Here is a 24,615-nt window from a genome sequence, read left to right on the forward strand (position 1 = left end):
CATCATGCCGGTGCGCATTCAATCCCACGCCTTTGATGCCGGTGCCGAACTCATGGCATTGACCAACGGACGGCCAGATATCGGGGCCAGCGTCACATTCGTAGGGCAGGTCCGCGAACTCACCGGCGGCAAGTCACTGCATACCATGACGCTTGAGCACTACCCGGCCATGGCTCAGGCAGAACTTGAACGCATCGAGGCGGAAGCCAGGGTGCGCTTTGAGGTGCAGGACATCGAAGTCATTCATCGCTTCGGTGATCTGTCGCCCGGCGACCCGATTGTGCTGGTGATTGCAACGTCTGCATCGCGGCAACCAGCATTCGACGCTGCGAACTTCATCATGGATTTTTTGAAAACCAACGCGCCGTTCTGGAAGAAGGAACATGACGCGGAAGGCAGCCACTGGGTGGATGCGAAATCAAGCGATGACGCAGCCACCCAGCGCTGGCAAAAATAGAAAAACTCTACTCGGCAGCCGCGACCGCACCCGTGCGGTTCACCAAAGCCATATAGTCGTTCATCAGGTTCTCGGTGATCTCACCGGGCGTGAACCGGTACTCACCAATCTCCGAAACCGGCGTCACTTCAGCAGCTGTGCCCGTAATGAAGCACTGATTGAAGTCAGCCATTTCTTCCGGCTTGATGTGACGTTCCACAATCTCAATGCCCCGCGCCTTCGCCAGATCAATGACCGTGCGGCGGGTGATGCCGTCCAGGAAACAGTCCGGCGTCGGCGTGTGCAGCTTGCCGTCTTTTTCAAAGAAGACATTGGCACCCGTCGCTTCAGCCACATAGCCGCGATAGTCCAGCATCATGGCGTCCGAGTAGCCTTTGTCTTCGGCGGCATGCTTGGAGATCGTGCAGATCATGTAGAGACCTGCAGCCTTGCTCTTGCATGGTGCCGTTTCGGGCGCTGGACGGCGATACTCAGCCATATCCAGTCGAATGCCCTTGAGGCGTTCTGCGGGGTCAAAGTATGAGGGCCATTCCCAAACCGCGACCGCCAGATTGATTTTCGTTTCCTGAGCAGAGACGCCCATCATCTCGCTGCCACGCCACGCAACCGGGCGCACATAGCCGTCGGTGAAACCCTGTGCCGCAACGGCTTCCTTGCAGGCAGCATCAATCTCATCGGCCGTATAAGGAATTTCAAAACCGAGGATGCGCGCAGACTCGATCAGCCGGTCCGTGTGTTCGCGCAGCTTGAAAATCTCACCGGAGTACACCCGCTCCCCTTCAAACACGCAGCTGGCGTAGTGCAGCGCATGGCTAAGGATATGGATGTTCGCGTCACGCCAGGGGCGCAGGCTGCCATTCATCCAGATCGACCCGTCCCGGTCGTCAAACGGTATTGAGGCCATGATGGCCACTCCCTCAAATAGCTGTCCGTCTTTGGTGAGAGGCTCCGCCGCAATAAGGGCGGAGTATCGCGTTACAAAGCGCGGGCAATTGTGAGCACCCTACGGGCGCAATCTGTTTTAGACAGGCGTATCGTGACCGCTGGAAGCCTGAATTTCACCCGATTCGAGGGAGAAATCCCGGCATTTGGAACCGATCACGACTTATCCTGTCGTTTATGTGGCATCATGAGTAACAATCTAACCAATATAAGTCAACATGGCTGACATAAATTCTTTTGACGATGCTCCACAGGCAAGTGGCGAGGACGCGCAGGCGGAAGCACGTCTGATCGAGGCTATGGAGCTTTTGTTCTTTGCCTATCGCGACTTTGTCGGCGATCCAGACACCATTCTGGAAGGTCAGGGCTTTGGCCGTGCCCATCACCGGGTGCTCCATTTTGTCGGGCGCAACCCTGGCATCACCGTGCAGAGCCTGCTTGCGATCCTGCAGATCACCAAGCAGAGCCTCGCCCGCGTCCTGCGCCAGCTCGTGGAAGCCGACCAGATCGAACAGCGCACCGGCGCCCAGGACCGCCGTGAGCGGCATCTGCACCTGACCGACAAGGGCACAGCCCTGTGGCACAAGCTGCAGGCACCCCAACGCACACGGCTTGAAAAAGCATTTGCGACCGTCGGCCCGGAAGGCGAAGCTGCTTGGCGCACCGTAATGGCCGCCATGCTGGACCGTGCCAGCCGAAACGAACTTCATCCGGGCACAGACCATATTCCAAGCGCCAAGCCAGAGGTGACACGGGATGACTGAAGTCACCGCTCCCATCCGGCGCGGCTCAGCACCTGCTGACGACGCGCCCCACCTGTTGATTGTCGACGATGACCGCCGCATTCGAGAGCTGCTGCAAAAGTACCTGAGCGACAATGGCTTTCGCGTCACGGCAGCAGAACACGCCGCCCATGCGCGCGAACGTCTCAACGGCCTCGCCTTTGATCTCATCATCCTCGATGTGATGATGCCCGGTGAAAGCGGCATCACATTCGCCAAGTCCCTGCGCACCACATCAGACGTACCGGTATTGATGCTCACCGCACGCACCGAAGCAGAAGATCGCATCGAGGGTCTTGAAGCCGGAGCGGACGACTATCTGCCAAAGCCCTTTGAGCCGCGCGAACTTCTCCTGCGCGTCAAGACGATCCTGCGGCGGACGAACACACGCCCCCAACCGCAAAAGGATGTGACCTTCGGCGGCTTCACGTTCGACATTGAGCGGGGCCTCCTCTCCAAGGAGGACAAGCCTGTGCGCCTCACAACGCGTGAAATCGAGCTGATGAAGCTCTTCACCCGCGCCGCCGGCCGCGCCCTCCCCCGCGAAGAACTGACAGGAGGTGACGCTGGCATCTCCGACCGCGCCGTCGATGTGCAGATCAACAGATTGCGCCGCAAAATCGAGCCAGACCCAAAGGAACCGCGCTATCTGCGGACCATCCGCGGGGCCGGATACATGTTTATCCCCGATTGAGCCTCAATCCGTTAGACTTGGAGTACAGGCCGCATGCCTGTGCAGGAGTAGAGCCATGGCTGACACCACAGTAACCCGCCCGACACCCCGCCCGCCTGCGAGACGGTTTCTCGCGGCCATCGACCCGTCCGTCCTCATCAAGGACCTGACGCCGCGCGGCCTGTTCGGACGCTCGCTCATTATCGTGATCGCGCCGATGCTGCTTTTGCAGATCGTGGCAACTTTCGTGTTTCTCGATCGTCACTGGGAAAAGGTGACGCGTGGCCTCGCCTATATGGCCGCCAACGACATGGCGCTCATCATGAGCCTCTATGATGACCTCACCGGCACCAGAGGATACGAAGCCTTTGCAGAGCGTATCGGCAGCACGGTGGAAGTGCAGGTCTTCATCTGGCCCGGCGAGCGCCTGCCGCCAAAAGTAGACCCTGGCCTCTTCCCGATGCTGCAGGAAAGCCTTGAAGCTGAAATGGCGCAGCGCTTTGACGAACCCATCTGGATCGACACCGTCACCTACGAAAAGTTTGTGGACGTTCGCATTCAAAAACCTGAAGGCGTCGTGCGCGCCCTGTTCCTGCGCAGCCGCGTCTCGGCCACCAATAGCCACATCTTCCTCTCCTGGATGGTCGCAGCCTCGATCATCCTGCTGCTGGTTGCAGTGCTGTTCCTTCGCGGACAGGTGCGGCCCATCCAGCGTCTTGCCCATGCGGCAGAAGCCTTTGGTCTTGGCCGTGACATGCCGGACTTCAAACCCACCGGCGCAACCGAAGTTCGCCGCGCCGCGCAATCTTTGATTGTTATGCGCGACCGGCTTGCCCGACAGATTGAGCAGCGCACGTCGATGCTGGCGGGTGTCAGCCATGACCTGAAAACACCACTGACCCGGTTCAAGCTGCAGCTGGCCATGATGGGGGATGACCCGGAGATCAAGGAGCTGGAGCGCGATGTCACCGAGATGCAGCGCTTGCTGGATGAGTATCTGGACTTCGCCCGTGGTCAGGGTGGCGAAAGTGCCAGATCGTTGGAGCTTGAAGAATTTCTGGAAGACATTCGCGTCAACGCTGCCCGCAAGGGCGGCAACGTAACCCTCGATATGGATGGGCCGCTGAATGTGCGTGCCCGCCCGGCGGCCCTCAAACGCTGCATTACAAATCTCGTCGAGAACGCGGCAGGCCATGCCGACCATGTGCGCCTGAGCGCAGTCCAACATGGGCACTCAGTCGAAATCTATGTGGATGATGACGGCCCCGGAATTCCGCCCGAGCAAATGGAAGATGCTTTCCGGCCGTTCCACCGTCTGGATGAGTCCCGCAACCAGAACCGGTCAGGCTCAGGTCTTGGCCTCGCCATTGCCCGTGACGTGGCGCGCGGACATGGGGGAGAAATTCTGTTGCTGGAAAGCCCGCTCGGCGGTCTCAGGGCACTTGTTCAACTGCCCGTCTAGGCGTCCGGTCACCTACTGACGCGACGCGAGCCCGGACAGGGCTTCAAATGAGCTGCGCATCAGGCCGGACACATTATCCACCATGCCCGAGGCCTGCTCCATCAGGCTTTCAGCCCGCCGCAAACGCCGGTCAAGATCAGCCATGGTCTTGGCCATGTCCTGGCTCTCTTCATTGAGCCAGACACGAAGATTGGCGGCATAGATCACGCCGATGGCGCGCACCCGTATGGCACCACGCACCCCGCTGGTATCAATGTCTGCGGCTTCCAGCATCCACTGCACGCTTTCGAGCGCCGGCGACATGGCGCCAACAAGCGCGCCGGGATCCGTCGGCAGATCACCGAGAATGGCTCGCAACGCCGGGCGATACGGCCAAAGCAGATCGTAGCGGCTCATCAAGACATCAAACAAACGATCCCGTGCCGGCTCGTCGCTGACTTCATCCTCAACATCATTGAGAACCTTTGCGTCGATCTTCTGGGAAAAAGCACTCAGGATGGCGGTCTTCGACGGCGTCACCTTGAGGGCTTCCGCAAGCGGAACACCTGCGGCTTCCGCAATCTCTGCCATGGACAGATCCCGCCAGCCTTTGGTTTCAGCCAGCGTCAGCGCGGCATCCACAAGACGTGCCTTAAGCTTGGCTTTCCCGGCCTTTTTCAGCTTTTTGCGCGGCTTTGTTTCACTATTGGCGTTCATGGGCCAAAGGATAGGCCAAGAAGGGTGACGCTTCCACTAACGCAGCAACGCTACGGCGAACGCGGGAAGAGCCCTAAAGCTCCCGTGCGCGGTCCCGTGCAGCGGTCAAAGCCTTGGCCATAAGGGGTTTGAGGCCATCATCCGCCATCAACACCGCCAGTGCTGCCGCCGTTGTGCCGCCGGGCGACGTGACGTTTTCACGCAACGTCGAGGCCGGTTCAGCAGCCTGATGCATCAACTCCCCCGCCCCGCTGACGGTGGCGCGGGCCAGGGCATCTGCCAGATCATCCGGCAATCCCAGTTCACGACCAGCTGCGGCCATGCATTCCGCCAGCCAGAATACATACGCCGGACCACTGCCGGATACGGCGGTTACCGCATCCATCAGATCTTCATCGTCCAGCCAGACGACATCGCCCACCGCCTTCAGAAGGGCCGTCGCAAGATCGCGCTGCTCGTTACTGACATCTGAACCTGCATAGGCCGCCGTGATGCCGCGTCCCACAGACGCAGGCGTATTGGGCATGGACCGCACGACGGGTGAATCGCCTAAGGCCTGAATGATATCCGCTACGCTTTTGCCCGCCGCAATTGATACGACCAAAGGCTTCGACGCCATCACGGGCGCAAGGGTCGTTGCTGCTGCATCAAGTATTTGCGGCTTCACCGCCAGCACCACAATGGCGACGTCATTCAGCTCGGACGCATCAGGATGAATTGAAAAGCCTTGCTCGGCAGCAAGCGCCAGCATGTCAGGGGCAGGCTGCGGATCAACAACCGCAATCTGAGCAGCCGCCGCGCCGGCATCAAGCCAACCCCGCAACATGGCGCCGCCCATTTTGCCCGCGCCGGCCAGAACAAGAGTGCCGGGCAGAACCAGCTGTGAGGAAGACGCGGGCGTATGGGTCATAAGTGTCAGGCGGATCCTTGGGTCTCAAACATGCAGGCAGCCATTGCATCTTCCGCCGACTGGCCGGCCCACAGCACAAACTGGAATGCCGGGTAGTACCGCTCACACGCTTCAATCGCCAGCGATAAAAGCATTTCGCATTGTTCAGGCGACGCATCGCCTGTACCCAGAAGCAGGCCGTGGCGGAACAAGACCACGCCTTCTTCCTTCCAGATATCGAAATGGCCAAGCCACATCTGCTCGTTGATACGCGCAAGAAGGCTGTGCACATCGTTGAGCTTGCCGCCTTTGATTTTGAGGTCGAACGCGCACGCAAGGTGCAGCCCGTTCAGATCGTCACGCCAGGTAAAGGAGAGGTCGTAGTCACACCACGAGCCGGTGACAGTGAGGGACAGCTCGTCCTCAGCCGACCGGTCAAATGGCCAGTTCTGGCTTGTCGCGATGGACTCCAGAACATCAATCGGGTTTTCAAGAAGGGTGGCGGTATCAGCGGTGGTCAACGACATGGCAGGCCTTCCCGTTTTTCGGGGGCCTGACGCAGGCTGGCCTCAACGATCAGCTAACCGGCATCACCCCCCGGTGACACTGAAGCATCTCGTCCGCCATCCAGCCCTGCATGCCTTCGAAGGCACATCTTGTGCCGGAGGCGAAGCGACACACTATGGTCACCGTGCATGGCCGATTGAGTCGGTGCAAGGACGACTTGATGAATCTTGAAAGACGATAAAGCGCTCAACCTTTTGAGGTGGTGGCTTCAAGCGCGTCCAACCGCGCCTCCATGGCCTCCAGTCTGGCTTTCAGGCCTTCGGCTTCTGTCCGCGCAGCAACGGCAACGTCTTTCATGACGTCGAATTCTTCACGCGGCACGAGGTCGAGATCAGCCACCATTCGCTCCGCCTGCGCACGAATCAGCGTTTCCACTTCATTCCGCACCCCTTGCGCCGCACCGGCAGCACTGGTCACAAGCTTGGCAACATCATCAAGAAGGCGGTTTTCGTACTGGGTCATGGCTCTCAACTCCTGCGCGCGTGTTCATGGGCGCGCCCGATCATGGAGCCGCACTATCGCGCGAGCGCCATATCCGGTGCAAGCGCGGCAAATGGACCATGAAAAGCCGTTCAGCCAGCCTCCGGTTCAGCTTTGAAGCAGCGGGGGCTATGTCACGCGCAGTTTTCTTGACATACACGGCGCTGGGAAGAACCCTCCGCCTTCACACCTGCTTGCAGCACGTCACCGCCAAAAGGCCTCCTCGATGTATGAAATTACCTATCCGCAGTTTGACCCGGTCCTCTTCGAGATCGGCCCGCTGGTCATTCGCTGGTACGCCCTGGCTTACATTGCCGGCATCATCGGCGGCTGGCGGCTCGCATTGCGCATGGTGTCATCGCCCAGGCTCTGGGAGGGCTACCCCTACCCCGCAGCCGCCTCAAAGCGCAAACACGCCAAGCCCGACGCGCCGATCACCCGGGACCACATCGACGACTTTCTGGTCTGGGCCACCTTCGGGGTCATTCTGGGCGGTCGCATCGGTTTCGTGCTGTTTTACAATCTGCCCTACTACCTCTCGAACCCGCTCGAGATTCTGTATGTCTGGCAGGGTGGCATGGCATTTCACGGCGGCCTTGCGGGCGTTGTTGTTGCCATCATCCTGTTTGCGCGCTCGCGCGGCATCAACATGTACTCCCTGGGCGACCTGATCGCGACAGTCGCGCCTCTGGGTTACTTCTTTGGCCGCATTGCCAACTTCATCAATGGTGAATTGTGGGGCCGCGCGGCGGACGTGCCCTGGGCCATGGTCTTTCCGCGTGACCCGCTTCAGATCGCCCGTCACCCAAGTCAGCTTTATCAAGCAGGTATCGACGGCGCCTTGCTCTTCGCCATCATGCTGCTGGCGGTCTATCGGTTCGGCACGCTCAAACGTCCCGGCATGACCCTGGGCATCTTCCTTACCGGCTATGGCTGCGCACGTTTCTTCACCGAGAACTTCCGCGAGCCGGATCAACAACTCGGCTATCTCATCGGCAATTGGCTGACCATGGGCATGACCCTGTCCCTGCCCATGATCGTGGCAGGTATCTGGTTCATCTGGCGCGCCAACACCGAACCTTATCTGGGCACGCAGACGGCTGTTAAAGACAAAAAATAATGCCCGACCTTTCCACGATTATCCGCGATGAAATCAGCGAAACGGGGCCGATGCCGGTTGCTCGCTTCATGGCACTGGCCCTTGGCCACCCCCAGCACGGCTACTATACAACCAGCGATCCTCTGGGTACGGACTTTACGACCTCGCCCGAGATCAGCCAGATGTTCGGCGAGCTTGTCGGGGCATGGGCAGCTGACGTGTGGCATCAGATCGGCTCGCCAGTTGCTTTCACACTGGTTGAGCTTGGCCCCGGCCGTGGCACCTTGATGGCAGACGCCCTGCGCGCAGCCTCCGGCCAGCCGGGCTTTGCCAAGGCCGCCCGCATCCAGATGGTGGAAACAAGCCCGGTACTCGGCCGGGTTCAGCAGGCAACGCTCGCCCCCATCACCACAAAATTCGGCTATGCGGAACCGGAATGGATCAGCTCGGTCGACCAGTTGGCAGACGGTCCTCTGATCATCATCGCCAATGAATTTTTTGATGCCCTGCCGATCCACCAGTTCGTAAAGACCGACAAGGGTTGGCGCGAACAATGTGTGGTCGAGGCTGATGGCGAACTTGCTTTCGCGCCATCTCCGACACCGGTGCCCGGCGGCGTCATGCTGGCCCCGTCCCTCAAGGATGCTCCTTTTGGAACCATCACGGAAACCTGCCAGGCAGGCACGGCCATCATATCCGAACTATGCCAGCGCATCGCCAATACCAGCGGCGCGGTCCTGATCATCGACTATGGCTACACCCGTAGTGCGGCCGGCGACACGCTGCAGGCCATGCGCAAGGGCAAATTCGTGCCGGTGCTCGAAAATCCCGGCAAGGCCGACCTTACTGCCCACGTGGATTTCCAGGCACTTGCCGAGTGCGCAGGCGAAGGCACCACGGCCCACCCTGCCACCACACAGGGGCAGTTCCTGATACAGCTTGGCATCGCGCAAAGAGCCGCCATGCTGAAGCAGGGAGCGACGCCTGATCAGGCAGAAGCCATCGATGAGGCCGTACGCCGCTTGACCGATGACGATGCAATGGGGACGCTGTTCAAAGTGCTGGCGATCACCGCCGGGCGCATTGACCCCGCAGGATTCTAGAAGATCATGCCCACCCGTCCGATCCACGCTATGGAACTCGAAGATTTGCCCGGCATCCGCCACGGATTCTATACGCGCACGGGTGGCGTCTCCACGGGCATCTACAGAGGTCTCAATTGCGGCCCTGGCTCCAACGACGATGCCAGCGCCGTCGAGCTGAACCGCACCCGGGTCGCGATCTCCATGAATGTCGCGCCGGAAAACCTGATGTCGCTCTATCAAATCCACTCGGCATCCGCGATTCCAGTGACAGAACCCTGGACGGACAACGCCCGTCCCCAGGCGGACGGCATGGCAACGGCCACACCCGGCATTGCCCTTGGCATCCTCACCGCTGATTGCGCGCCCATTCTGTTTGCCGACCCCAAGGCACAGGTGATTGGCGCTGCCCATGCAGGCTGGCGTGGCGCCGTTGCCGGTGTGGCTGAAGCAACGCTCGACCAGATGGAAAAGCTGGGTGCCAAACGCGCAGACATCATCGCTGTCGTCGGTCCCGCCATCAGCCAGGAAAACTACGAGGTTGGCGCTGATCTACGCACCGACGTGCTGGCCGAGAGCGAAGGCAATGCCCGGTTCTTTGATGCCTCGGATCGGCCGGATCATTGGCGTTTTGACCTTGAGGCCTATGTGCTGCACCGCCTGAAAATGGCGGGTGTCGGCACCATGGCGGGCCTGAGTGAGTGCACCTATGCAGATGATGACCGTTTTTTCAGCTATCGCCGCACAACCCACCGGGGCGAGGCGGACTATGGGCGCCAGATATCCTGCATTGCCCTCTCCTGAGGACCCGTCTTGAAGACCCGGCTGCAAAGCCGACGCGGGCCCACTGATCGCCTATACTTTGCGCAACAACCCAAAACGTGATTCGATTCACGGCACAACTGGCGCGTGTGCGCCCCATCAGGCGATCTGACCAGACAATGACCCCCGTCCGCTCCATATGTGTTGCCGCCATGGCGCTACTGGCCACCGCCAGTTGCGGCACATGGGGCGATGAAGCGGAAAACCCGGTGGATGTCACAACGCTGGATGTCGCCCGCCCGGGCCTTGCAGTGGCCCCCATTATCGGTGCACCGGTTGATGCCAGCGCGCGCCTGACCGAAATCATCTCAAGCGCGGCCTCTGCCCGCGGCGTGCCCCTGGCTATGGACAACATGGCCGCCGGCTTTGATTACGTGCTGGAAGGCACAGCCTCCGCCCGTCAGACCCCACAGGGAACCGTCCTGGCCTTTGCCTGGGACCTGACGGACGCCAACGGCATCCGGCAGCACAGGTTCATAGACACCCAGATCGTCCCCACCCGCTCTCCGCAGGTGGCCTGGAGCACGGCAGGCAATGCCTCCTTGTCCAAAGTCGCCATGCAGGTTGCCGACGAACTGGCGGGCTTTTATGGCCAGCAGGCGGTGCTGGCCAATGCGGGCACCTATGTGGGCGATACCTCTATGATCACGACCGCTGCTCTGCCGCCCACGGGCGCACCGTCAGCGCCAGCACCCGCTCCGGTTGATCTGACCGGCCCCATTACACTCCATCTGCGCGAAGTCGCTGGCGAACCAAAATCCGCCCAACCGATTCTCGGGCCCGCCCTGCGGCGCGCCTTCCAGAGCAAGGGTGCCAATCTGCTTGCAGCGCCCGAGCCCGGCATCCTGCTGGTGACCGGCTCCATGGTTGTGCGCCCCTCGTCAGCAGGCGGCGATATGGTGACCCTGCAATGGGATGTCACCCGCGCGGGCGGCGCCCCGGTTGGCTCTATTGTGCAGGAACGCCTGTTTGCGCCCGGGCAGATCAACACGGCATGGACACAGGCCGCACCGGCGGCCGCGGAAGAGGCCGTGCGTGCCGTCTATGCACTGGTGTCTCCTGACCGCGACACCAAGGCAAAAACGGCGGCCTTAAGAGAGCTTCGCGGGTTTACATCGCCGGACGCGTATTGATACAACGCGCCCGCTGACTAGGCGTCATGGAAGTGTCATCCAACGCCCACAAAGCTCGCGCATCGACTGCTTAAAGGGGGCCTCGCACCAAGCGGGGATCGGGACCGAATGAAGCTTCTTGCCGGTAACTCCAACCGGGCGCTGAGCGAAGCCATCGCCGCCTATCTCAACGTGCCGCTCACCAAGGCCATCGTCCGCCGGTTTGCGGATATGGAAGTTTTCGTCGAGATTCAGGAAAACGTCCGCGGCGAGGATGCCTTTGTCATCCAGTCCACGTCGTTCCCGGCCAATGACCATTTGATGGAACTGCTGATCTGCATTGATGCGTTGAAGCGTGCCAGCGCGCGCCGCATCACGGCGGTCATTCCCTATTTCGGCTACGCCCGCCAGGACCGCAAGCCCGGTCCGCGCACGCCGATCTCCGCCAAGCTGGTCTCCAACCTCATCACCAATGCCGGTGCGGATCGCGTGCTGACCGTTGATCTCCACGCCGGACAGATCCAGGGCTTCTTTGATATCCCGACAGACAATCTGTTTGCCGCCCCTGTCCTGACCCAGGACATCAAGGAGAATTTCGGCGCCGACCCGCTCATGGTTGTGTCGCCGGACGTAGGCGGCGTGGTTCGGGCTCGTGCCCTGGCCAAACGCATTGATGCGGACCTCGCCATCGTCGACAAGCGCCGCGAACGCGCCGGTGAAAGCGAAGTCATGAACATCATCGGCGACGTTGAGGGCCGGTCCTGCATCCTCATGGATGACATCGTCGACAGTGCCGGCACCCTGTGCAACGCGGCACAGGCCCTCCTCGATCAGGGCGCAAAGGAAGTCTCAGCCTATGTGAGCCACGGCGTGCTCTCCGGTGGCGCGGTTGCCCGCGTGTCATCGTCCAAGCTGAAGAACCTCGTCATCACCGACACGATCCAGGCCACCGAGGCCATCCGCGTCAGCCACAACATCCGCGTTGTATCGATCGCACCACTCATCGGCGAAGCCATGCACCGCATCGCCGAAGAACGCTCCGTGTCGAGCCTGTTCGACTAGAGCAGCTTCGATCGATCAGGTCAGACTGCTGGCGCTTCCTGCAACAAGCCGGGAGAGCAGCTGTGACAACTGCGTCAGGTCGCTTTCATCCCAGCGGTCCTCAAAGACGTATCCCGCGTGTTTGGCAAATGTCTCGCGCGCCTCGCTGAGTTTTCGCCGACCGGCATCACTGAGAACGACAAAAGCCAGTCTTGCATCACGGGCATCCGCCTCGCGGTCGACCATCCCCAGTTTCTCCATCGGCGCCACCATGCGGGTCACCGTGGAAGCACTGACATACATCCGCTTGGCCAGCTCCACCCGCGATAGCCGGTGCGCGGGCGCATGGTCGAGATGCATGAGCAAAAAGAACTCGTTCACCGACAAGCCGTGAACGGCTGAGAACTCGCCCGCAAGCCGGGCCCGGATATCGTCTGCGGATTGCAGCAGGCGCAGGGCATTGATGACGCGACTATCTTCCATGGTAGAAATATAACCGATATACTTGCATATGCAAGTATTATGCGTCATATCTTGCAGATCGCAAGACACAGGGTGTGAGGGTTGGTTATGGATTTTGAAAGTGTGTTCTCGGCTGTTGGCCTGCTCGCCATGCTTGGTTGGCTCACCCTGGTGATCTCGCCGCTCATTCCGATCTGGTCAGACCGTATCGCAGGCCTGATTGCGCCCGTGCTCCTTGCCGCCACCTATGTGGCCTTCCTGCTGCTCGTCCCGTCTGAGAACGGCGGTGGCTTCGGCAGCTTTGCGGAAGTAAAGCAACTCTTCACAAATCCCGGGGCTGTCATGGCCGGATGGATCCACTTCCTCGCCTTTGACCTTCTCATCGGCGCATGGATCTGCCGCACCGCGCGGCGTGAAAACATCCCCTTCTGGATGGCACTGCCCTGTTTGCCGGCAACCTTCCTGTTTGGACCAGCCGGGTTCCTCCTGTTCACAGCCGTTCGCGGGATCAAGCGGATGACAGGCCCAGCGGCACCTACAGCGGCGTAACGCGTCAGGCCCGTAGCCAGACCGCCCACGCCAGAAAGAACAGGACCGGCAGGCACACAAGATCAGCAAGCGCTATGCGCTGGATTGGCCCTGCGGGACTGCCACCCACCCAGTAAGCCACCAGAAATCCCACCATGCTCCACCCGGCGAGGATCAGCACCGGCTGCCGGATCGCCGGGACAAAGGCCGCGGCCAGGCAGGAGAGCGCCACAAGGGCAAACCCCATGGCTCGGTGATGCAGCAGAATCCCCAACCCGCTCTCGGTGACAGCAGGCCCATAGAGCGATGCCATCATGCCCGGGCGCACCGCCGACAGCGCCGGCTGGGCATGAAGGGCTGTCAGGATCAAAAAGCCGACAGAAATGGCGTAAGACATGGCCGAATTCCTCAATTCGTGATGATTGAGGAGTGATCGCGCAGACGCCCCGGGGCTTGAAATTCCCTCCAAGGTAAGCGCACTGCAGGCGCCGCTTGCCCTGCCCCCGATTTTCCCCTAAAACCCCGCCACCACTGCCTTTTCCGCACCCCTGGAGGGGACAAGGTTCGTGGAGGAGGACGGCTGGTCCGCTTGGGACCTTGTGGCCGTCCTTTTGTTTTGACGCTCATTTTTTACGGAGACGACCCATGGCAGAGACCCTGGCGTTGACCGCAGAGCGCCGCGACCGTGCCGGCAAGGGGGCCGCACGGGCAGCAAGGCGTGAGGACAAAGTTCCTGCGGTTATTTACGGCGACAAGAAAGAACCCACCCTCATCAAGGTTGGCTCACGCGACGTGACCAAGCTTTGGAACACCGGCACCTTGATGTCCACATTGCTGGACCTCGACGTTGAAGGCGACACCACCCGCGTGATTGCCCGTGACGTACAGCTTGATCCGGTGCGTGATTGGGTGATCCACGTTGACTTCCTCCGCCTTGGTAAGGGCGCGAAGATCAACGTCATGATTCCGGTGAACTTCATCAATGAAGAAGCAAGCCCCGGCATCGACAAAGACAAGGGTGTTCTCAACGTGGTCCGCCACGAAGTTGAGCTTCTCTGCCCTGCCTCCAACCTGCCTGACGAGATCACCATTGATCTCACCGGCAAGGAAATTGGTGACTCAATTCACATCTCCGAGGTGACCCTGCCCGAAGGTGCGAAGCCCACCATTACCGACCGCGACTTCACCATCGCTACAATCGCTGCACCCACAATTGCACCGATTGAAGATGACGCACCCGAAGAGCCGGATGCACCTGAAGTTGAAAACGGCGGCGACGCTGACGACGCTGCCAGCAGCGACGACTAGTCTGCCCACACGGTTTGACCGGGCCGCGTAGAACTTGCGTTTTACGCGGCCCACCAAAACCGCCGCACAACTAGGACGCCGCACATGCTCCTCATTGCAGGGCTCGGCAACCCCGGGCAAAAATACGAGCACAACCGACACAACATTGGCTTTAAGGTCGTGGACGCGATTGCCCGCGACCATGGCTTCAGCCCGTGGCGCCAGCGCTTTCATGGCGAGGTAGCCGAGGGCCGCATGGGCACGCAGAAAGTCATGCTGCTCAAGCCAACCACCTACATGAACGACAGTGGCATTGCCGTTTCCGAGGCTGCCAATTTCTTCAAGCTCGGCCCCAACGAGGTCTATGTCATTTATGACGAGATCGACCTCGCCCCTGCAAAGGTCCGCGTAAAGGCCGGTGGCGGCGCTGCAGGTCACAATGGCATTCGCTCCATTGTTTCCCACTTCGGCAAGGATTTTATGAGGGTACGTCTGGGTGTCGGCCACCCTGGCGACAAGAACCGCGTGCCCGGCTATGTGCTCAAGGATTTCGCCAAATCTGAAGGTCCCTTCGTAGAGGCGCTTATAGCTGCGGTCAGCAATGCAGTTCCGGACCTTGCGCAGGAGCGTGATTCCGAGTTCATGAACAAAGTTGCGCTTGATCTGCGCGAGCAGGGCTTTGGCGAAAAGCCCGCGAAAAAGAAGAAGGCTGCGGATGATGCGGCAGCCAAGAATGGAGACGACGCCTGATGGGTTTTAAGTGCGGCATTGTTGGCCTTCCCAATGTGGGGAAATCGACGCTGTTCAACGCGTTGACAAAAACGGCCGCTGCTCAGGCGGAGAACTACCCCTTCTGCACCATCGAACCCAATGTGGGCGAGGTCGCCGTGCCAGAAGAACGCCTTATGAAGCTGGCAGGCATCGCCACCTCCAAGGAAGTGATCCCCGCCCGCCTCACCTTCGTGGACATTGCAGGCCTCGTGAAAGGTGCGAGCCAGGGCGAAGGTCTGGGCAACCAGTTCCTCGCCAACATCCGCGAAGTTGATGCCGTGGCCTATGTGCTGCGCTGCTTTGAAGATGACGACATCACCCATGTGGAAGGGCGCATTGACCCGACCAATGACGCGGACGTCGTTGAAACAGAATTGATGCTCTCGGACCTCGACAGCCTGGAGCGCCGCATCGCGCCTTTGGAAAAGAAAGCCAAGTCCGGCGAGAAAGAAGCCAAGGCGCAGATCGCGCTGATGGAAAAAGCGCTGGTACTATTGCGCGACGGCAAACCAGCCCGCCTTGCTGACATTTCCGACGATGAAAAGCAGGATTGGAAGAACCTCCAGCTGCTGACCTCCAAACCCGTTTTGTACGTCTGCAACGTTGAAGAAGAATCTGCGGCAACCGGCAACAGTTTCTCCGAGCAGGTTGCAGAGCGCGCCAAGGCCGAAGGCGCAGCCTTCGTTGTGATCTCCGCCAAGATTGAAGCCGAAGTCGCCCAGCTCGATGACGAAGAAGCAGGCGAATATCTCGAGACCCTGGGGCTTGAAGAACCCGGCCTCAACCGCCTGATCCAGGCTGGCTACAATCTGCTAGGCCTGTGCACCTATTTCACCGCCGGCCCCAAAGAGGCCCGTGCATGGACAATCCGCACCGGCACGCGCGCGCCACAGGCCGCCGCAGTGATCCACACAGATTTCGAAAAAGGCTTCATCCGCGCCGAAACCATTGGCTATGACGACTATGTCAGTCTTGGCGGCGAGACAGCGGCCCGTGAAGCAGGCAAGATGCGCCTAGAGGGCAAGGAATACATTGTCCAGGACGGCGACGTGCTTCATTTCAGATTTGCAAATTAGTCAAAGCGCCGGGACAATCAAAAAGATGGCAAGCAAACCAGAGCTTTATTGGGAAGATTTCCCAATCGACGAAGAAGCAACCTTCGGGGCTTACGAAGTAAAGCGCGAAGACATGATCGAGTTCGCGTCCGAATTTGATCCGCAGCCATTTCATCTGAACGAAGAAATCGCCAAGACGTCCCTTCTGGGTGGCCTTGCAACCTCAGGCTGGCAGAACTGCGCCATCGCCATGCGCATCATGTGGGACGGCTATCTGCACAAGTCGGCGTCCATGGGCGCACCTGGCGTTGAAGAAGTGCGCTGGCGCAAACCTGTTTATGCGGGCGACGTGCTCTCCATGAAGCGCAAGACGCTCGAAACCCGCCGCTCAAAATCACGCCCCGGAATGGGTCTGGTGCGCTTTGGTTGGGAAATGTTCAACCAGAACGGCGACCTGAAAATGACCATGGAAGGTTGGGCCATGTTCGAGTGCCGCACCGATAGCAAGGTGGGAGCGTAAGTCATGTGGTTTGAAGATTTTAAAATTGGCGCGCGCATGGAGCTTGGCTCCTACACCTTCTCCGAAGACGAGATCATCCGCTTCGCCAAGAAATACGACCCCCAGCCTTTCCACGTAGACCCTGTTGCAGCCAAGGACGGCCCCTATGGCGGCCTCATCGCCTCAGGCTGGCATACCAGCGCCACCTGGATGAAACTGATGATCAGCCTGCGTCAGAGCACGCCACGCTCCGCAGAAGACGACAGCCCGCAAGGCGGCCCCTCACCCGGATTTTTCGACATGCGCTGGCCCAATCCGGTCCGTGCCGGAGACACCATCACCTACACCGCTGAATGCGTTGAACTGGTGCCCCTCAAGTCACGACCCGAATGGGGAATCGTGCGGCACAAAAATGAGGGCTTTAATCAGGATGGTAAAATGGTGTTCCATTTCATTGGGCAGGGCCTGATGCCCCGCCGTGAGCCGGGCAGCGACCTGCCGGGCTAACGATCCAACTGGCTGGGAGCTGAAAACACGATGGCGCACAAAGGTGAAATGATGACCCTGAAGAGTGCCGGTGATGGTGCTCAGCTATCCGCCTACCACGTCACACCTTTCGGCGACAAAAAGGGCGGTCTCGTCCTTGTTCAGGAAATTTTCGGCGTCACGGACCACATCAAGGATCTGTGCGACGGCTTTGCTGCCGACGGCTACGAGGTCGTTGCCCCCAGCCTCTATGACCGCGAAGAGACAGGTTTTCAGGCCACCTACTCCGACGAAGACATCGCCCGCTCCCTGAAACTGCAGCAAGCCACCGGCTACGACCATGTCAAAGGTGACATTCAGGCAGCCATCGACTTCCTGCACACCCGCAACAATCTGCGCGTCCACATCACCGGCTATTGCTATGGCGGGTCCGTGGCATGGGTCGCTGCATGCCGCTGCACAGGCTTGACGTCAGCTGCTGGATATTACGGCCGCCACATCATCGACCATGTGGAAGAAGAGCCCCAGTGCGAGACGATCCTGCATTTCGGCGAGCAGGACAAAGCCATCCCCATGGAGTGGGTCCGCGACATCGAAGCCGCACACCCGGACATTCGCGTCTATGTCTATGACGCCGACCACGGCTTCAATTCAGACCGTCGCGCCAACTACGACGAAGACGCCACCCAGCAGGCCCGTGAGCGGACGCTGGAACTCTTCGAGATGGCCGACCTCTAACGGCCCTGAAGCACGTCTCGGAGCGCCGCCAGTCGCTCAGCCTTCAGCGTGTCATCCATTGGCACACGCTCGCCAACGCCCCACACAGGGCCGGGCCAGGCGAAGTCACCTTCGTAGCGCGCCATGATGTGCACATGCAGCTGACGGACAATATTGCCAAGCGCACCGGTATTGACCTTGGTCGGCTGCGCGATCTCGCCAACGGCCTTGGATACTTGCCCAACCTCCAGCATCAGCCGGGCCTGGTCATCGGCAGACAGATCATGAAGCTCCTCAAGCCCCGCCAGACGCGGCACCAGAACAACCCACAAGGTCCGCGCGTCATCGCGCAGGAGCACATCACACAGCGTCAGGGACACCGCGAGAACACTTTCATCCGCAAGGCGGTGGTCCAGAACAAACACGGTCATGCGTCTTCTCCTGGCTGTTGTCCGTATCCGGCAAATTTGGCGATGACGCGTTCCATCTCGGCATCATCAAGTATCACCGGATTGCCCACCTGACGCGCCCGCCAATATTGCGCGCACAAATCTTCCACCTCGTGCGCCAGCTCCAGCGCGGATGTGAGGCTGTCCCCAAAGGCCAGCTGCCCATGGTTTGCCAGCAGGCAGGCTTTGCGGTCGGTCATGGCTGCAACCGCATTGCGAGCCAGATCTTCGGTGCCGAATGTCGCGTAGTCCGCACACCGGATGTCTTTGCCACCTGCAACCGCAATCATGTAGTGAAACGGCGGGATGTCCTCTCGCAGACATGCCAGCGCCACGGCAAACGCGCTATGGGCATGAACGACCGCCTGCGCCTGCGGACGCGCTGCAAAGAGCGCTTGATGCATATGCCACTCGCTGGAAGGCTTACGCTGGCCTTCTGGTTGTGAGCCATCCATGGCCACATAGGCCACGTCCTCAGGCGTCAGGTCCTCATAGGACATGCCGGTGGGCGTAATCAAAAAACCATCGCCGGACCGCACCGAGACATTGCCTGAGCGCTGGGGCGACAGCCCGCTGGCCTGCATGGCGCACGCTGTATCGATCACGTCCTGACGCAGAACCATGTCACTCATTTGCCTGCGTGCTCCGGGTAAAGCCCTGCAAGACCCTCAGCACTGGCCTCGCACACGCCGCGCTCCGTGATGAGGCCAGTAACCAGACGTGCGGGCGTCACATCAAAAGCAGGGTTCGCAGCCGGTGAGCCAGGAGCAGCAATATCAACGTCGATCACTTCACCCGACGCAGTACGTCCAGACATGCGCGTCACTTCATCAGCACTGCGCTCTTCGATGGGAATGGCCATCCCATCCGTCATCGTCCAGTCAATGGTCGTGCCCGGCAATGCCACATAGAACGGCACACTATTGTCATGCGCCGCCAATGCCTTGAGGTAAGTTCCAATCTTGTTAGCCACATCACCCGCAGCCGTAGTGCGATCCGTGCCGGTGATGCATAGATCAACCTGCCCGCGCTGCATCAGATGCCCGCCCGCATTGTCCACGATGATGGTATGCGGCACGCCATGGGCCCCGAGCTCAAACGCCGTGAGGGCGGCACCCTGATTGCGCGGACGGGTCTCATCCACCCAGACATGCACATCAATGCCTTTGTCGTGGGCCATGTAGATGGGCGCCAGTGCCGTGCCCCAGTCCACCGTCGCCACCCAGCCGGCATTGCAATGGGTCAGAATATTGACCGGACCAGTCTTGCGAGCGGCCACAGCTTCGATCAACGGCAATCCGTGCTGCCCGATGGATCGGCATATCTCGACATCTTCGTCACAGATCTGCCCTGCCCGCTCAAACGCGAGTGCTACCCGCGCATCATGAGCCGCTGGGCGCAGATGCCCCATCATATCGTCGATCGCCCAGCGCAGATTGACGGCTGTGGGCCGCGTCGCCATCAAGACCTCAGCGGCTTTCTCCAGCGCTGCGTCCGACGCATCGTCACGCAGGGCCAGCCAAAGCCCATAGGCAGCCGTCGCCCCGATCAGCGGCGCACCGCGCACCCGCATGGTGACAATGGCCCTCGCTGCATCCTCAAGTGTGCGCAGCAGCGTCGTCTCGAACCGGTGCGGTAGGAGCGTCTGATCAATGATTTCAACCGACGCGCCGTCAGCGCCGGGCCAGATGGTGCGGTAGTGCGTGCCGTTGATCTTCATGAGGTCGGCCTCGCCTGCTTGAGGTCAGTCGCCTTCAAACTCACACAAAGTCTGAACTTCAACGCCCATGTCTTCCAGCTTCTTGCGCCCGCCTATGTCCGGCAGGTCAATGACAAAGCTCGCAGCAATCACCTTGCCGCCTGCCTGACGCACAAGCTTGATGGCCGCTTCAGCCGTCCCGCCTGTGGCAATCAGATCGTCCACCACAAGCACGCATTGCCCCTCGGTCACCGCATCAATATGCATCTCCACGGTGTCTGTGCCGTATTCAAGCGCATATTCCACGCCAATGGTCTCGCCGGGCAGCTTGCCCTTCTTGCGGATCGGCACGAATGGCTTGCCGAGCTGGTGGGCCACCGCACCGCCGAGAATGAACCCCCGCGCTTCGATGCCCGCCACAATGTCGATCTCCGACACCACGTTGAGCTGCACCAGCTGGTCGACAGTGCAGCGGAAGCCACGCGCGTCATTCAGCAATGTCGTGATGTCACGAAACATGATGCCCGGCTTTGGATAGTCGGGGATGGTGCGGATCAGGTCTTTGATGTCCATGGGATCACTCTGCATAGATGGAAGGGTTCAATTGGAGTTGAGCACGCGGCCGGCAACCGCGTCGAGTTTGGCAATCAATGCGGGGTCGCGGGCCTCTGGCGCTGTAATGAGTGCCGTATCAAGCGTGGTATCAGCGCCGGACGGGCACGCGTCGCGTTCGCGCGGAAAATCGCGCGCGAGGTGCGTCACAAGATTGACCGCATTGGCCGCATTGGCATGCATGACTTCCAGAATGTCAGAGACTTCCACCGCGTCATGTCCGGGATGCCAGCAATCAAAATCCGTCACCATGGCAACGGTCGCATAGGGAATTTCCGCCTCGCGCGCCAGTTTCGCCTCCGGCATGTTGGTCATCCCGATCACATCACACCCCCAGGTGCGATACAGGTTGCTCTCCGCCAGAGATGAGAATTGCGGGCCTTCCATGCACAGATAGGTGCCGCCACGGGCGATGTTGATGCCCGCAGCCTTGGCTGCCGCTTCTGCATGGTCCTGCAATCGCGACACGACGGGATGCGCCATGGAGACATGCGCCACCAGCCCGTTGCCGAAGAATGACTTCTGGCGATCAAACGTCCGATCAATGAACTGGTCAACGAGGACGAAACTGCCCGGTGGCAAATCCTCGCGAAATGATCCGCAGGCGGAAATTGAAATGATGTCGGTGACGCCTGCCCGCTTCATGATGTCGATATTGGCGCGGTAGTTGATGCCCGATGGCGACAGCCGGTGGCCACGCCCGTGCCGCGGCAGAAACACGACCTTCTGCCCTTCCAGCTCGCCGATGTTCAGGGCGTCTGATGGCTGGCCCCACGGGCTCTCAAACGTGGTCCATGTCGCGTTCTTGAGGCCTGGATGGTCATAGACCCCTGACCCGCCAATGATGCCCAATACTGTTTCCATGCCGCCCTGCCCCTGTTTGCGCCGGATGCCGCCAATTGCTGTGACCCGTCATGCAAAAGGCCGCCCGTGAATACGGACGGCCTTATGTGTATCTCGTATCTGCGGCTTACGCCTTAATGCTGGTCGGACCAGATCTTGCGCTGCGTGAAATACAGCAGCCCTGCCAGGATCACCAGGAATGTCATCACCATGAAGCCGGTGCTCTTGCGAGCTTCAAGCTTTGGTTCAGCGGCCCAGTGCAGGAACGTTGTGACGTCCTTTGCCATCTGATCAACGGTGGCTTCCGTGCCGTCCGCATACTCAACAGAGTCAGGATAGAGCGGCTGTGCCATCGCAATCTGGTGGCCGGAGAAGTACTTGTTGTAGTTCATGCCCGGCTGCATCTGCATGTCAGCAGGCGCATCTTCATATCCAAGCATCAGCGAGTAAGTGTAGTCGGCTCCACCATCGCGCGCCTTGGTCATCAAGGAGAGATCAGGTGGGTAGGCACCATTGTTGGCCAGGCGACCAAGCTGCTCGTTTTCAAACGGAGCTTTGAAAGCATCCTTTGGCTGCGCGGGGCGCTCGAACATGTCGCCCTCATCATTCGGGCCGTCCTGGACCTGATAGGCAGCAGCAATTGCTTTCACTTCGGCTTCAGAGAACCCGGGGCCACCTTCGTCACCAAGGTTACGGTATTTGAGGTATTTCAGACCGTGACAGGCGGCACACACTTCTTTGTACACCTGAAACCCGCGCTGCAGTGAGGCGCGATCAAAAGTGCCAAACGGCCCTTCCCAGCTCCACTGCATATCAAGTGGCTTTTCGTAGTCACCGGCTGCCTGGGCAACGCTGACACCGCTGACAGCAATCGCGGCTGCAATGGCTGCACCGGCAAGTTTGCCCACAAGTCTGGATGAGAACTGGCGCATCTGCGTCTCTTTCATCTTCTTAAACATTACGGTCAGGTGCTGCGGTTGCTCCTGCAGGAGCACCACCACCGCCGGAACCGCCATCACCATGGCTGCCCCCGTTTTCAGCCAGCACAGCATCCGAGATGCTGGTCGGCACGGGCTTGGGTGTCTCGATCAGGCCCAGCACAGGCATGACCACCAGGAAGAACGCAAAGTACAGTCCTGTGAAGATCTGCGCAGCGAGGATGTAGCCGCCTTCAGCAGGCTGGCCACCGAGCCACCCCAGAACGAGGCAGACACCGACGAAAATCCAGAAGAACTGCTTGTACAGCGGACGGTAGCGGGCTGACTTCACCTTGGATGTATCGAGCCAGGGAATGAAGAACAGGATCGCAATCGCCGCGAACATGGCAATCACACCGCCAAGCTTGGCCGAGATCGGCCCGATGTCGAACGTCACAGCACGCAGGATTGCGTAGAACGGCAACAGATACCACTCAGGCACAATGTGCGACGGCGTGACCAGCGGATTGGCTTCCACGTAGTTCACCGCGTGACCAAGCACGTTGGGATCGTAGAACACGAAGTAAGCAAACAGGATCGCGAAGATCGTCAGCGCGAACGCATCCTTCATCGTGTAGTACGGATGGAATGGCACCGTGTCCTGCTCGCCCTTCACTTCAACGCCTGTCGGGTTGTTGTTACCCGGCACATGCAGCGCCCAGATGTGGAGGAACACCACACCGGCAATCATGAACGGGAACAGATAGTGAAGTGAGAAGAAGCGGTTGAGCGTTGCGTTATCAATCGCAAAGCCACCCACAAGCCAGGTCTGCAGCCCTTCACCGACAAGCGGGATGGCGCCAAACAGGCTGGTGATCACATTCGCACCCCACAGGCTCATCTGGCCCCATGGCAGGAGATAGCCAAGGAAGGCTGTTGCGGTCATCAGCAGGTAGATGATGACACCCAGAATCCACAGAACCTCACGTGGTGCCTTGTAGGAGCCGTAGTAGAGGCCACGGAACATGTGCAGATAAACAGCCAGGAAGAACATCGATGCGCCGTTTGAGTGGATGTAGCGCAGAAGCCAGCCGTAATTCACGTCACGCATAATTTTCTCGACACTGGCAAAGGCCATGTCCACATGCGCGGTGTAGTGCATCGCAAGGATAATGCCGGTGATGATCTGCACAGCCAGGCAGAACGTCAGGATAGCGCCGAAAGTGTACCAGTAGTTGAGGTTCTTCGGGGTCGGGAAATTGATCGCCGTGTCATGGGCCACCCGCATCAGCGGAAGGCGGTCATCCATCCACTTCGCAAAGCCGTTTGACGGCTGATATGTCGATTCGTGAGCCATGTATGCCTCGTCTTGAGCGTGCGTTTCGAGCGTGCTTCTAAAAGCACCCCCGGGGTGGATTAGCCGATGCGGATGCGTGTGTCGGACAGGAATTCAAGCGGCGGAACCGGCAGGTTTTCCGGAGCCGGGCCGCGGCGGATACGCCCTGCAATGTCGTAGTGCGAACCATGGCAAGGGCAGAACCAGCCACCGAAATCACCCTGGTCAGACAGCGGTACGCAACCAAGGTGCGTGCACACACCGATCAGCACCAGCCACTTTTCAGTGTCGGATGCAGCGCGGTTGATGTCTTCAGCGTCAGCATCGGGGTCGATATTGGCGTTGCGGGCAATCGGATCAGGCAACTCATCCATGGAGACCGACTTGGCCTCTTCAATCTCTGCAGCCGTCCGGTGACGGATGAAGACGGGCTTGCCGCGCCACATGATTGTTACGCCCTGCCCCTCGGCAACACCGCTGATGTCCACTTCCGTGGAGGCCAGCGCGCGCGTTGAAGCGTCCGGGTTCATCTGGTCAACCAGCGGCCAGACGGCAAATGCGCCGCCGACAGCGGCAAAGGCGCCTGTGGCCACATACAAGAAGTCGCGACGGGTGGGCTCTTCGCCTGCCTCGGTCACTGCTGAATTAGCGTCTGCCAACGGATGTGTCCTCCGGACTTGGATATTCGGTCTTGGCGCCCTGGCAAGGACGACATGATGGTCTAAACCAGCAACGAAAACGACGCAGAATTGTTGGTAGGACTCAAGTTACGCTTACTAAAAAGCTGGCGCGTCGCTTCGTTCTTTTGCCACCCGCAAAGCTAAATTGTCCACCCCCGTGGGGTTATGTG

The 24,615-nt window shown here is 59.7% G+C and carries 31 protein-coding genes; 16 read left to right on the forward strand and 15 right to left on the reverse strand.

The features are described 5' to 3' along the window. Nucleotides 1-4 precede the first annotated feature (4 nt). Nucleotides 5-457, forward strand: a complete 453-nt coding sequence (locus ABXH05_RS02280) for a molybdenum cofactor biosynthesis protein MoaE (RefSeq protein ID WP_353559591.1) — start codon at nt 5-7, stop codon at nt 455-457. A 7-nt stretch (nt 458-464) separates the two neighbouring features. On the opposite strand, the gene ABXH05_RS02285 is transcribed toward ABXH05_RS02280, so the two are convergent. Beyond that, nucleotides 465-1,361: a branched-chain amino acid aminotransferase gene (locus ABXH05_RS02285; RefSeq protein ID WP_353559592.1), complete on the reverse strand. Its 897-nt coding sequence runs from the start codon at nt 1,359-1,361 to the stop codon at nt 465-467. A 256-nt stretch (nt 1,362-1,617) separates the two neighbouring features. Here ABXH05_RS02285 and ABXH05_RS02290 point away from each other — a divergent pair, with 256 nt between their 5' ends. From ABXH05_RS02290 to ABXH05_RS02300, 3 genes are read left to right on the forward strand one after another with little or no spacing between them, the layout of a single operon-like run. Further along, nucleotides 1,618-2,163 carry a MarR family winged helix-turn-helix transcriptional regulator gene (locus tag ABXH05_RS02290; protein WP_353559593.1) on the forward strand — a complete coding sequence of 182 codons (546 nt, stop codon included), beginning with the start codon at nt 1,618-1,620 and terminating at the stop codon, nt 2,161-2,163. After that, a complete protein-coding gene (locus ABXH05_RS02295) occupies nt 2,156-2,875 on the forward strand; it encodes a response regulator (protein WP_353559594.1) in 720 nt (239 codons plus the stop codon). Before ABXH05_RS02290 ends, ABXH05_RS02295 begins: the two co-directional genes overlap by 8 nt. A gap of 55 nt (nt 2,876-2,930) precedes the next feature. After that, a complete protein-coding gene (locus ABXH05_RS02300) occupies nt 2,931-4,316 on the forward strand; it encodes an ATP-binding protein (protein WP_353559595.1) in 1,386 nt (461 codons plus the stop codon). Between the two features lie 12 nt (nt 4,317-4,328). Here the strand turns inward: ABXH05_RS02300 and ABXH05_RS02305 are convergent, their stop codons facing one another. From ABXH05_RS02305 to ABXH05_RS02320, 4 genes are all read right to left on the reverse strand, one after another. Next, entirely contained in the window at nt 4,329-5,012 is a 684-nt protein-coding gene (locus tag ABXH05_RS02305; protein WP_353559596.1) for a TetR family transcriptional regulator, read from the reverse strand. A gap of 73 nt (nt 5,013-5,085) precedes the next feature. Then, on the reverse strand, nt 5,086-5,922 hold the full coding sequence (gene proC / locus ABXH05_RS02310) for a pyrroline-5-carboxylate reductase (RefSeq protein ID WP_353559597.1): 837 nt from the start codon (nt 5,920-5,922) through the stop codon (nt 5,086-5,088). 5 nt (nt 5,923-5,927) lie between these two features. Beyond that, nucleotides 5,928-6,428: a type III secretion system chaperone family protein gene (locus tag ABXH05_RS02315; protein WP_353559598.1), complete on the reverse strand. Its 501-nt coding sequence runs from the start codon at nt 6,426-6,428 to the stop codon at nt 5,928-5,930. Nucleotides 6,429-6,654: 226 nt separating this feature from the next. Then, entirely contained in the window at nt 6,655-6,930 is a 276-nt protein-coding gene (locus ABXH05_RS02320; RefSeq protein WP_353559599.1) for an accessory factor UbiK family protein, read from the reverse strand. A 244-nt stretch (nt 6,931-7,174) separates the two neighbouring features. On the opposite strand from ABXH05_RS02320, the gene lgt reads away from it, so the two are divergent. From lgt to ABXH05_RS02345, 5 genes are all read left to right on the forward strand, one after another. Beyond that, the gene (gene lgt, locus ABXH05_RS02325; protein ID WP_353559600.1) at nt 7,175-8,068 is read left to right on the forward strand and encodes a prolipoprotein diacylglyceryl transferase; all 894 of its coding nucleotides are present in this window, start codon (nt 7,175-7,177) and stop codon (nt 8,066-8,068) included. Beyond that, entirely contained in the window at nt 8,068-9,150 is a 1,083-nt protein-coding gene (locus ABXH05_RS02330) for a class I SAM-dependent methyltransferase (protein WP_353559601.1), read from the forward strand. The genes lgt and ABXH05_RS02330 overlap by 1 nt, the downstream gene beginning before the upstream one ends. A gap of 6 nt (nt 9,151-9,156) precedes the next feature. Beyond that, complete coding sequence (gene pgeF, locus ABXH05_RS02335; RefSeq protein WP_353559602.1) at nt 9,157-9,933, forward strand: peptidoglycan editing factor PgeF; 777 nt, start codon at nt 9,157-9,159, stop codon at nt 9,931-9,933. Nucleotides 9,934-10,070: 137 nt separating this feature from the next. Further along, nucleotides 10,071-11,084 carry a hypothetical protein gene (locus ABXH05_RS02340; RefSeq protein WP_353559603.1) on the forward strand — a complete coding sequence of 338 codons (1,014 nt, stop codon included), beginning with the start codon at nt 10,071-10,073 and terminating at the stop codon, nt 11,082-11,084. 108 nt (nt 11,085-11,192) lie between these two features. After that, nucleotides 11,193-12,125 carry a ribose-phosphate pyrophosphokinase gene (locus tag ABXH05_RS02345; protein WP_353559604.1) on the forward strand — a complete coding sequence of 311 codons (933 nt, stop codon included), beginning with the start codon at nt 11,193-11,195 and terminating at the stop codon, nt 12,123-12,125. 15 nt (nt 12,126-12,140) lie between these two features. Here ABXH05_RS02345 and ABXH05_RS02350 read toward each other — a convergent pair whose 3' ends face one another. Continuing rightward, on the reverse strand, nt 12,141-12,587 hold the full coding sequence (locus ABXH05_RS02350; RefSeq protein WP_353559605.1) for a MarR family winged helix-turn-helix transcriptional regulator: 447 nt from the start codon (nt 12,585-12,587) through the stop codon (nt 12,141-12,143). A gap of 87 nt (nt 12,588-12,674) precedes the next feature. Between ABXH05_RS02350 and ABXH05_RS02355 the strand changes: the two genes are divergently transcribed. Further along, complete coding sequence (locus ABXH05_RS02355; protein WP_353559606.1) at nt 12,675-13,115, forward strand: ABA4-like family protein; 441 nt, start codon at nt 12,675-12,677, stop codon at nt 13,113-13,115. A gap of 4 nt (nt 13,116-13,119) precedes the next feature. On the opposite strand, the gene ABXH05_RS02360 is transcribed toward ABXH05_RS02355, so the two are convergent. Beyond that, entirely contained in the window at nt 13,120-13,491 is a 372-nt protein-coding gene (locus ABXH05_RS02360; RefSeq protein WP_353559607.1) for a hypothetical protein, read from the reverse strand. A 248-nt stretch (nt 13,492-13,739) separates the two neighbouring features. On the opposite strand from ABXH05_RS02360, the gene ABXH05_RS02365 reads away from it, so the two are divergent. The 6 genes from ABXH05_RS02365 (at nt 13,740) to ABXH05_RS02390 (ending at nt 17,930) form a co-directional block, all read left to right on the forward strand. Then, nucleotides 13,740-14,402 (forward strand): 50S ribosomal protein L25/general stress protein Ctc, encoded by a 663-nt coding sequence (locus ABXH05_RS02365; protein ID WP_353559608.1) that lies wholly within the window; start codon nt 13,740-13,742, stop codon nt 14,400-14,402. Between the two features lie 84 nt (nt 14,403-14,486). After that, complete coding sequence (gene pth / locus ABXH05_RS02370) at nt 14,487-15,131, forward strand: aminoacyl-tRNA hydrolase (RefSeq protein WP_353559609.1); 645 nt, start codon at nt 14,487-14,489, stop codon at nt 15,129-15,131. Next, on the forward strand, nt 15,131-16,228 hold the full coding sequence (gene ychF, locus ABXH05_RS02375) for a redox-regulated ATPase YchF (RefSeq protein ID WP_348138330.1): 1,098 nt from the start codon (nt 15,131-15,133) through the stop codon (nt 16,226-16,228). Before pth ends, ychF begins: the two co-directional genes overlap by 1 nt. A 25-nt stretch (nt 16,229-16,253) precedes the next feature. After that, nucleotides 16,254-16,727 (forward strand): MaoC family dehydratase, encoded by a 474-nt coding sequence (locus tag ABXH05_RS02380; RefSeq protein WP_353559610.1) that lies wholly within the window; start codon nt 16,254-16,256, stop codon nt 16,725-16,727. A 3-nt stretch (nt 16,728-16,730) separates the two neighbouring features. Further along, the gene (locus tag ABXH05_RS02385) at nt 16,731-17,213 is read left to right on the forward strand and encodes a MaoC family dehydratase (RefSeq protein WP_348138326.1); all 483 of its coding nucleotides are present in this window, start codon (nt 16,731-16,733) and stop codon (nt 17,211-17,213) included. Nucleotides 17,214-17,243: 30 nt separating this feature from the next. Further along, nucleotides 17,244-17,930, forward strand: coding sequence for a dienelactone hydrolase family protein (locus ABXH05_RS02390; RefSeq protein ID WP_353559611.1), 687 nt, complete (start codon nt 17,244-17,246; stop codon nt 17,928-17,930). Here ABXH05_RS02390 and ABXH05_RS02395 read toward each other — a convergent pair. The 8 genes from ABXH05_RS02395 to petA form a co-directional block, all read right to left on the reverse strand. Further along, on the reverse strand, nt 17,927-18,340 hold the full coding sequence (locus ABXH05_RS02395; RefSeq protein WP_353559612.1) for an HIT domain-containing protein: 414 nt from the start codon (nt 18,338-18,340) through the stop codon (nt 17,927-17,929). The two genes, ABXH05_RS02390 and ABXH05_RS02395, sit on opposite strands and share 4 nt — an antisense overlap. Further along, nucleotides 18,337-18,990 carry a class II aldolase/adducin family protein gene (locus ABXH05_RS02400; protein WP_353559613.1) on the reverse strand — a complete coding sequence of 218 codons (654 nt, stop codon included), beginning with the start codon at nt 18,988-18,990 and terminating at the stop codon, nt 18,337-18,339. Before ABXH05_RS02400 ends, ABXH05_RS02395 begins: the two co-directional genes overlap by 4 nt. Further along, a complete protein-coding gene (gene mtnA, locus ABXH05_RS02405) occupies nt 18,987-20,078 on the reverse strand; it encodes an S-methyl-5-thioribose-1-phosphate isomerase (RefSeq protein ID WP_353559614.1) in 1,092 nt (363 codons plus the stop codon). Before mtnA ends, ABXH05_RS02400 begins: the two co-directional genes overlap by 4 nt. A gap of 24 nt (nt 20,079-20,102) precedes the next feature. After that, nucleotides 20,103-20,630 (reverse strand): adenine phosphoribosyltransferase, encoded by a 528-nt coding sequence (locus ABXH05_RS02410; protein WP_502947705.1) that lies wholly within the window; start codon nt 20,628-20,630, stop codon nt 20,103-20,105. Nucleotides 20,631-20,657: 27 nt separating this feature from the next. Continuing rightward, entirely contained in the window at nt 20,658-21,533 is an 876-nt protein-coding gene (locus ABXH05_RS02415) for an S-methyl-5'-thioadenosine phosphorylase (protein ID WP_348138315.1), read from the reverse strand. A gap of 113 nt (nt 21,534-21,646) precedes the next feature. Beyond that, nucleotides 21,647-22,471 carry a cytochrome c1 gene (locus tag ABXH05_RS02420; RefSeq protein WP_348138313.1) on the reverse strand — a complete coding sequence of 275 codons (825 nt, stop codon included), beginning with the start codon at nt 22,469-22,471 and terminating at the stop codon, nt 21,647-21,649. Then, entirely contained in the window at nt 22,464-23,786 is a 1,323-nt protein-coding gene (locus ABXH05_RS02425) for a cytochrome b (protein ID WP_353559616.1), read from the reverse strand. Before ABXH05_RS02425 ends, ABXH05_RS02420 begins: the two co-directional genes overlap by 8 nt. Before the next feature lie 59 nt (nt 23,787-23,845). Continuing rightward, the gene (petA, locus tag ABXH05_RS02430) at nt 23,846-24,424 is read right to left on the reverse strand and encodes a ubiquinol-cytochrome c reductase iron-sulfur subunit (RefSeq protein WP_348138309.1); all 579 of its coding nucleotides are present in this window, start codon (nt 24,422-24,424) and stop codon (nt 23,846-23,848) included. Nucleotides 24,425-24,615: the final 191 nt, after the last annotated feature.

The sequence above is a fragment of the Pyruvatibacter sp. HU-CL02332 genome, assembly GCF_040362765.1.
In the GTDB taxonomy this organism is placed as follows: Bacteria; Pseudomonadota; Alphaproteobacteria; order CGMCC-115125; family CGMCC-115125; genus Pyruvatibacter.

Excerpts from the sequence above, each read along its gene's own strand:
- ABXH05_RS02280 (WP_353559591.1), top strand. The coding sequence starts at position 5 with ATGCCGGTGCGCATTCAATCCCACGCCTTTGATGCCGGTGCCGAACTC.
- ABXH05_RS02285 (WP_353559592.1), bottom strand. The coding sequence starts at position 1,361 with ATGGCCTCAATACCGTTTGACGACCGGGACGGGTCGATCTGGATGAAT.
- ABXH05_RS02290 (WP_353559593.1), top strand. The coding sequence starts at position 1,618 with ATGGCTGACATAAATTCTTTTGACGATGCTCCACAGGCAAGTGGCGAG.
- ABXH05_RS02295 (WP_353559594.1), top strand. The coding sequence starts at position 2,156 with ATGACTGAAGTCACCGCTCCCATCCGGCGCGGCTCAGCACCTGCTGAC.
- ABXH05_RS02300 (WP_353559595.1), top strand. The coding sequence starts at position 2,931 with ATGGCTGACACCACAGTAACCCGCCCGACACCCCGCCCGCCTGCGAGA.
- ABXH05_RS02305 (WP_353559596.1), bottom strand. The coding sequence starts at position 5,012 with ATGAACGCCAATAGTGAAACAAAGCCGCGCAAAAAGCTGAAAAAGGCC.
- proC (WP_353559597.1), bottom strand. The coding sequence starts at position 5,922 with ATGACCCATACGCCCGCGTCTTCCTCACAGCTGGTTCTGCCCGGCACT.
- ABXH05_RS02315 (WP_353559598.1), bottom strand. The coding sequence starts at position 6,428 with ATGTCGTTGACCACCGCTGATACCGCCACCCTTCTTGAAAACCCGATT.
- ABXH05_RS02320 (WP_353559599.1), bottom strand. The coding sequence starts at position 6,930 with ATGACCCAGTACGAAAACCGCCTTCTTGATGATGTTGCCAAGCTTGTG.
- lgt (WP_353559600.1), top strand. The coding sequence starts at position 7,175 with ATGTATGAAATTACCTATCCGCAGTTTGACCCGGTCCTCTTCGAGATC.
- ABXH05_RS02330 (WP_353559601.1), top strand. The coding sequence starts at position 8,068 with ATGCCCGACCTTTCCACGATTATCCGCGATGAAATCAGCGAAACGGGG.
- pgeF (WP_353559602.1), top strand. The coding sequence starts at position 9,157 with ATGCCCACCCGTCCGATCCACGCTATGGAACTCGAAGATTTGCCCGGC.
- ABXH05_RS02340 (WP_353559603.1), top strand. The coding sequence starts at position 10,071 with ATGACCCCCGTCCGCTCCATATGTGTTGCCGCCATGGCGCTACTGGCC.
- ABXH05_RS02345 (WP_353559604.1), top strand. The coding sequence starts at position 11,193 with ATGAAGCTTCTTGCCGGTAACTCCAACCGGGCGCTGAGCGAAGCCATC.
- ABXH05_RS02350 (WP_353559605.1), bottom strand. The coding sequence starts at position 12,587 with ATGGAAGATAGTCGCGTCATCAATGCCCTGCGCCTGCTGCAATCCGCA.
- ABXH05_RS02355 (WP_353559606.1), top strand. The coding sequence starts at position 12,675 with ATGGATTTTGAAAGTGTGTTCTCGGCTGTTGGCCTGCTCGCCATGCTT.
- ABXH05_RS02360 (WP_353559607.1), bottom strand. The coding sequence starts at position 13,491 with ATGTCTTACGCCATTTCTGTCGGCTTTTTGATCCTGACAGCCCTTCAT.
- ABXH05_RS02365 (WP_353559608.1), top strand. The coding sequence starts at position 13,740 with ATGGCAGAGACCCTGGCGTTGACCGCAGAGCGCCGCGACCGTGCCGGC.
- pth (WP_353559609.1), top strand. The coding sequence starts at position 14,487 with ATGCTCCTCATTGCAGGGCTCGGCAACCCCGGGCAAAAATACGAGCAC.
- ychF (WP_348138330.1), top strand. The coding sequence starts at position 15,131 with ATGGGTTTTAAGTGCGGCATTGTTGGCCTTCCCAATGTGGGGAAATCG.
- ABXH05_RS02380 (WP_353559610.1), top strand. The coding sequence starts at position 16,254 with ATGGCAAGCAAACCAGAGCTTTATTGGGAAGATTTCCCAATCGACGAA.
- ABXH05_RS02385 (WP_348138326.1), top strand. The coding sequence starts at position 16,731 with ATGTGGTTTGAAGATTTTAAAATTGGCGCGCGCATGGAGCTTGGCTCC.
- ABXH05_RS02390 (WP_353559611.1), top strand. The coding sequence starts at position 17,244 with ATGGCGCACAAAGGTGAAATGATGACCCTGAAGAGTGCCGGTGATGGT.
- ABXH05_RS02395 (WP_353559612.1), bottom strand. The coding sequence starts at position 18,340 with ATGACCGTGTTTGTTCTGGACCACCGCCTTGCGGATGAAAGTGTTCTC.
- ABXH05_RS02400 (WP_353559613.1), bottom strand. The coding sequence starts at position 18,990 with ATGAGTGACATGGTTCTGCGTCAGGACGTGATCGATACAGCGTGCGCC.
- mtnA (WP_353559614.1), bottom strand. The coding sequence starts at position 20,078 with ATGAAGATCAACGGCACGCACTACCGCACCATCTGGCCCGGCGCTGAC.
- ABXH05_RS02410 (WP_502947705.1), bottom strand. The coding sequence starts at position 20,630 with ATGGACATCAAAGACCTGATCCGCACCATCCCCGACTATCCAAAGCCG.
- ABXH05_RS02415 (WP_348138315.1), bottom strand. The coding sequence starts at position 21,533 with ATGGAAACAGTATTGGGCATCATTGGCGGGTCAGGGGTCTATGACCAT.
- ABXH05_RS02420 (WP_348138313.1), bottom strand. The coding sequence starts at position 22,471 with ATGTTTAAGAAGATGAAAGAGACGCAGATGCGCCAGTTCTCATCCAGA.
- ABXH05_RS02425 (WP_353559616.1), bottom strand. The coding sequence starts at position 23,786 with ATGGCTCACGAATCGACATATCAGCCGTCAAACGGCTTTGCGAAGTGG.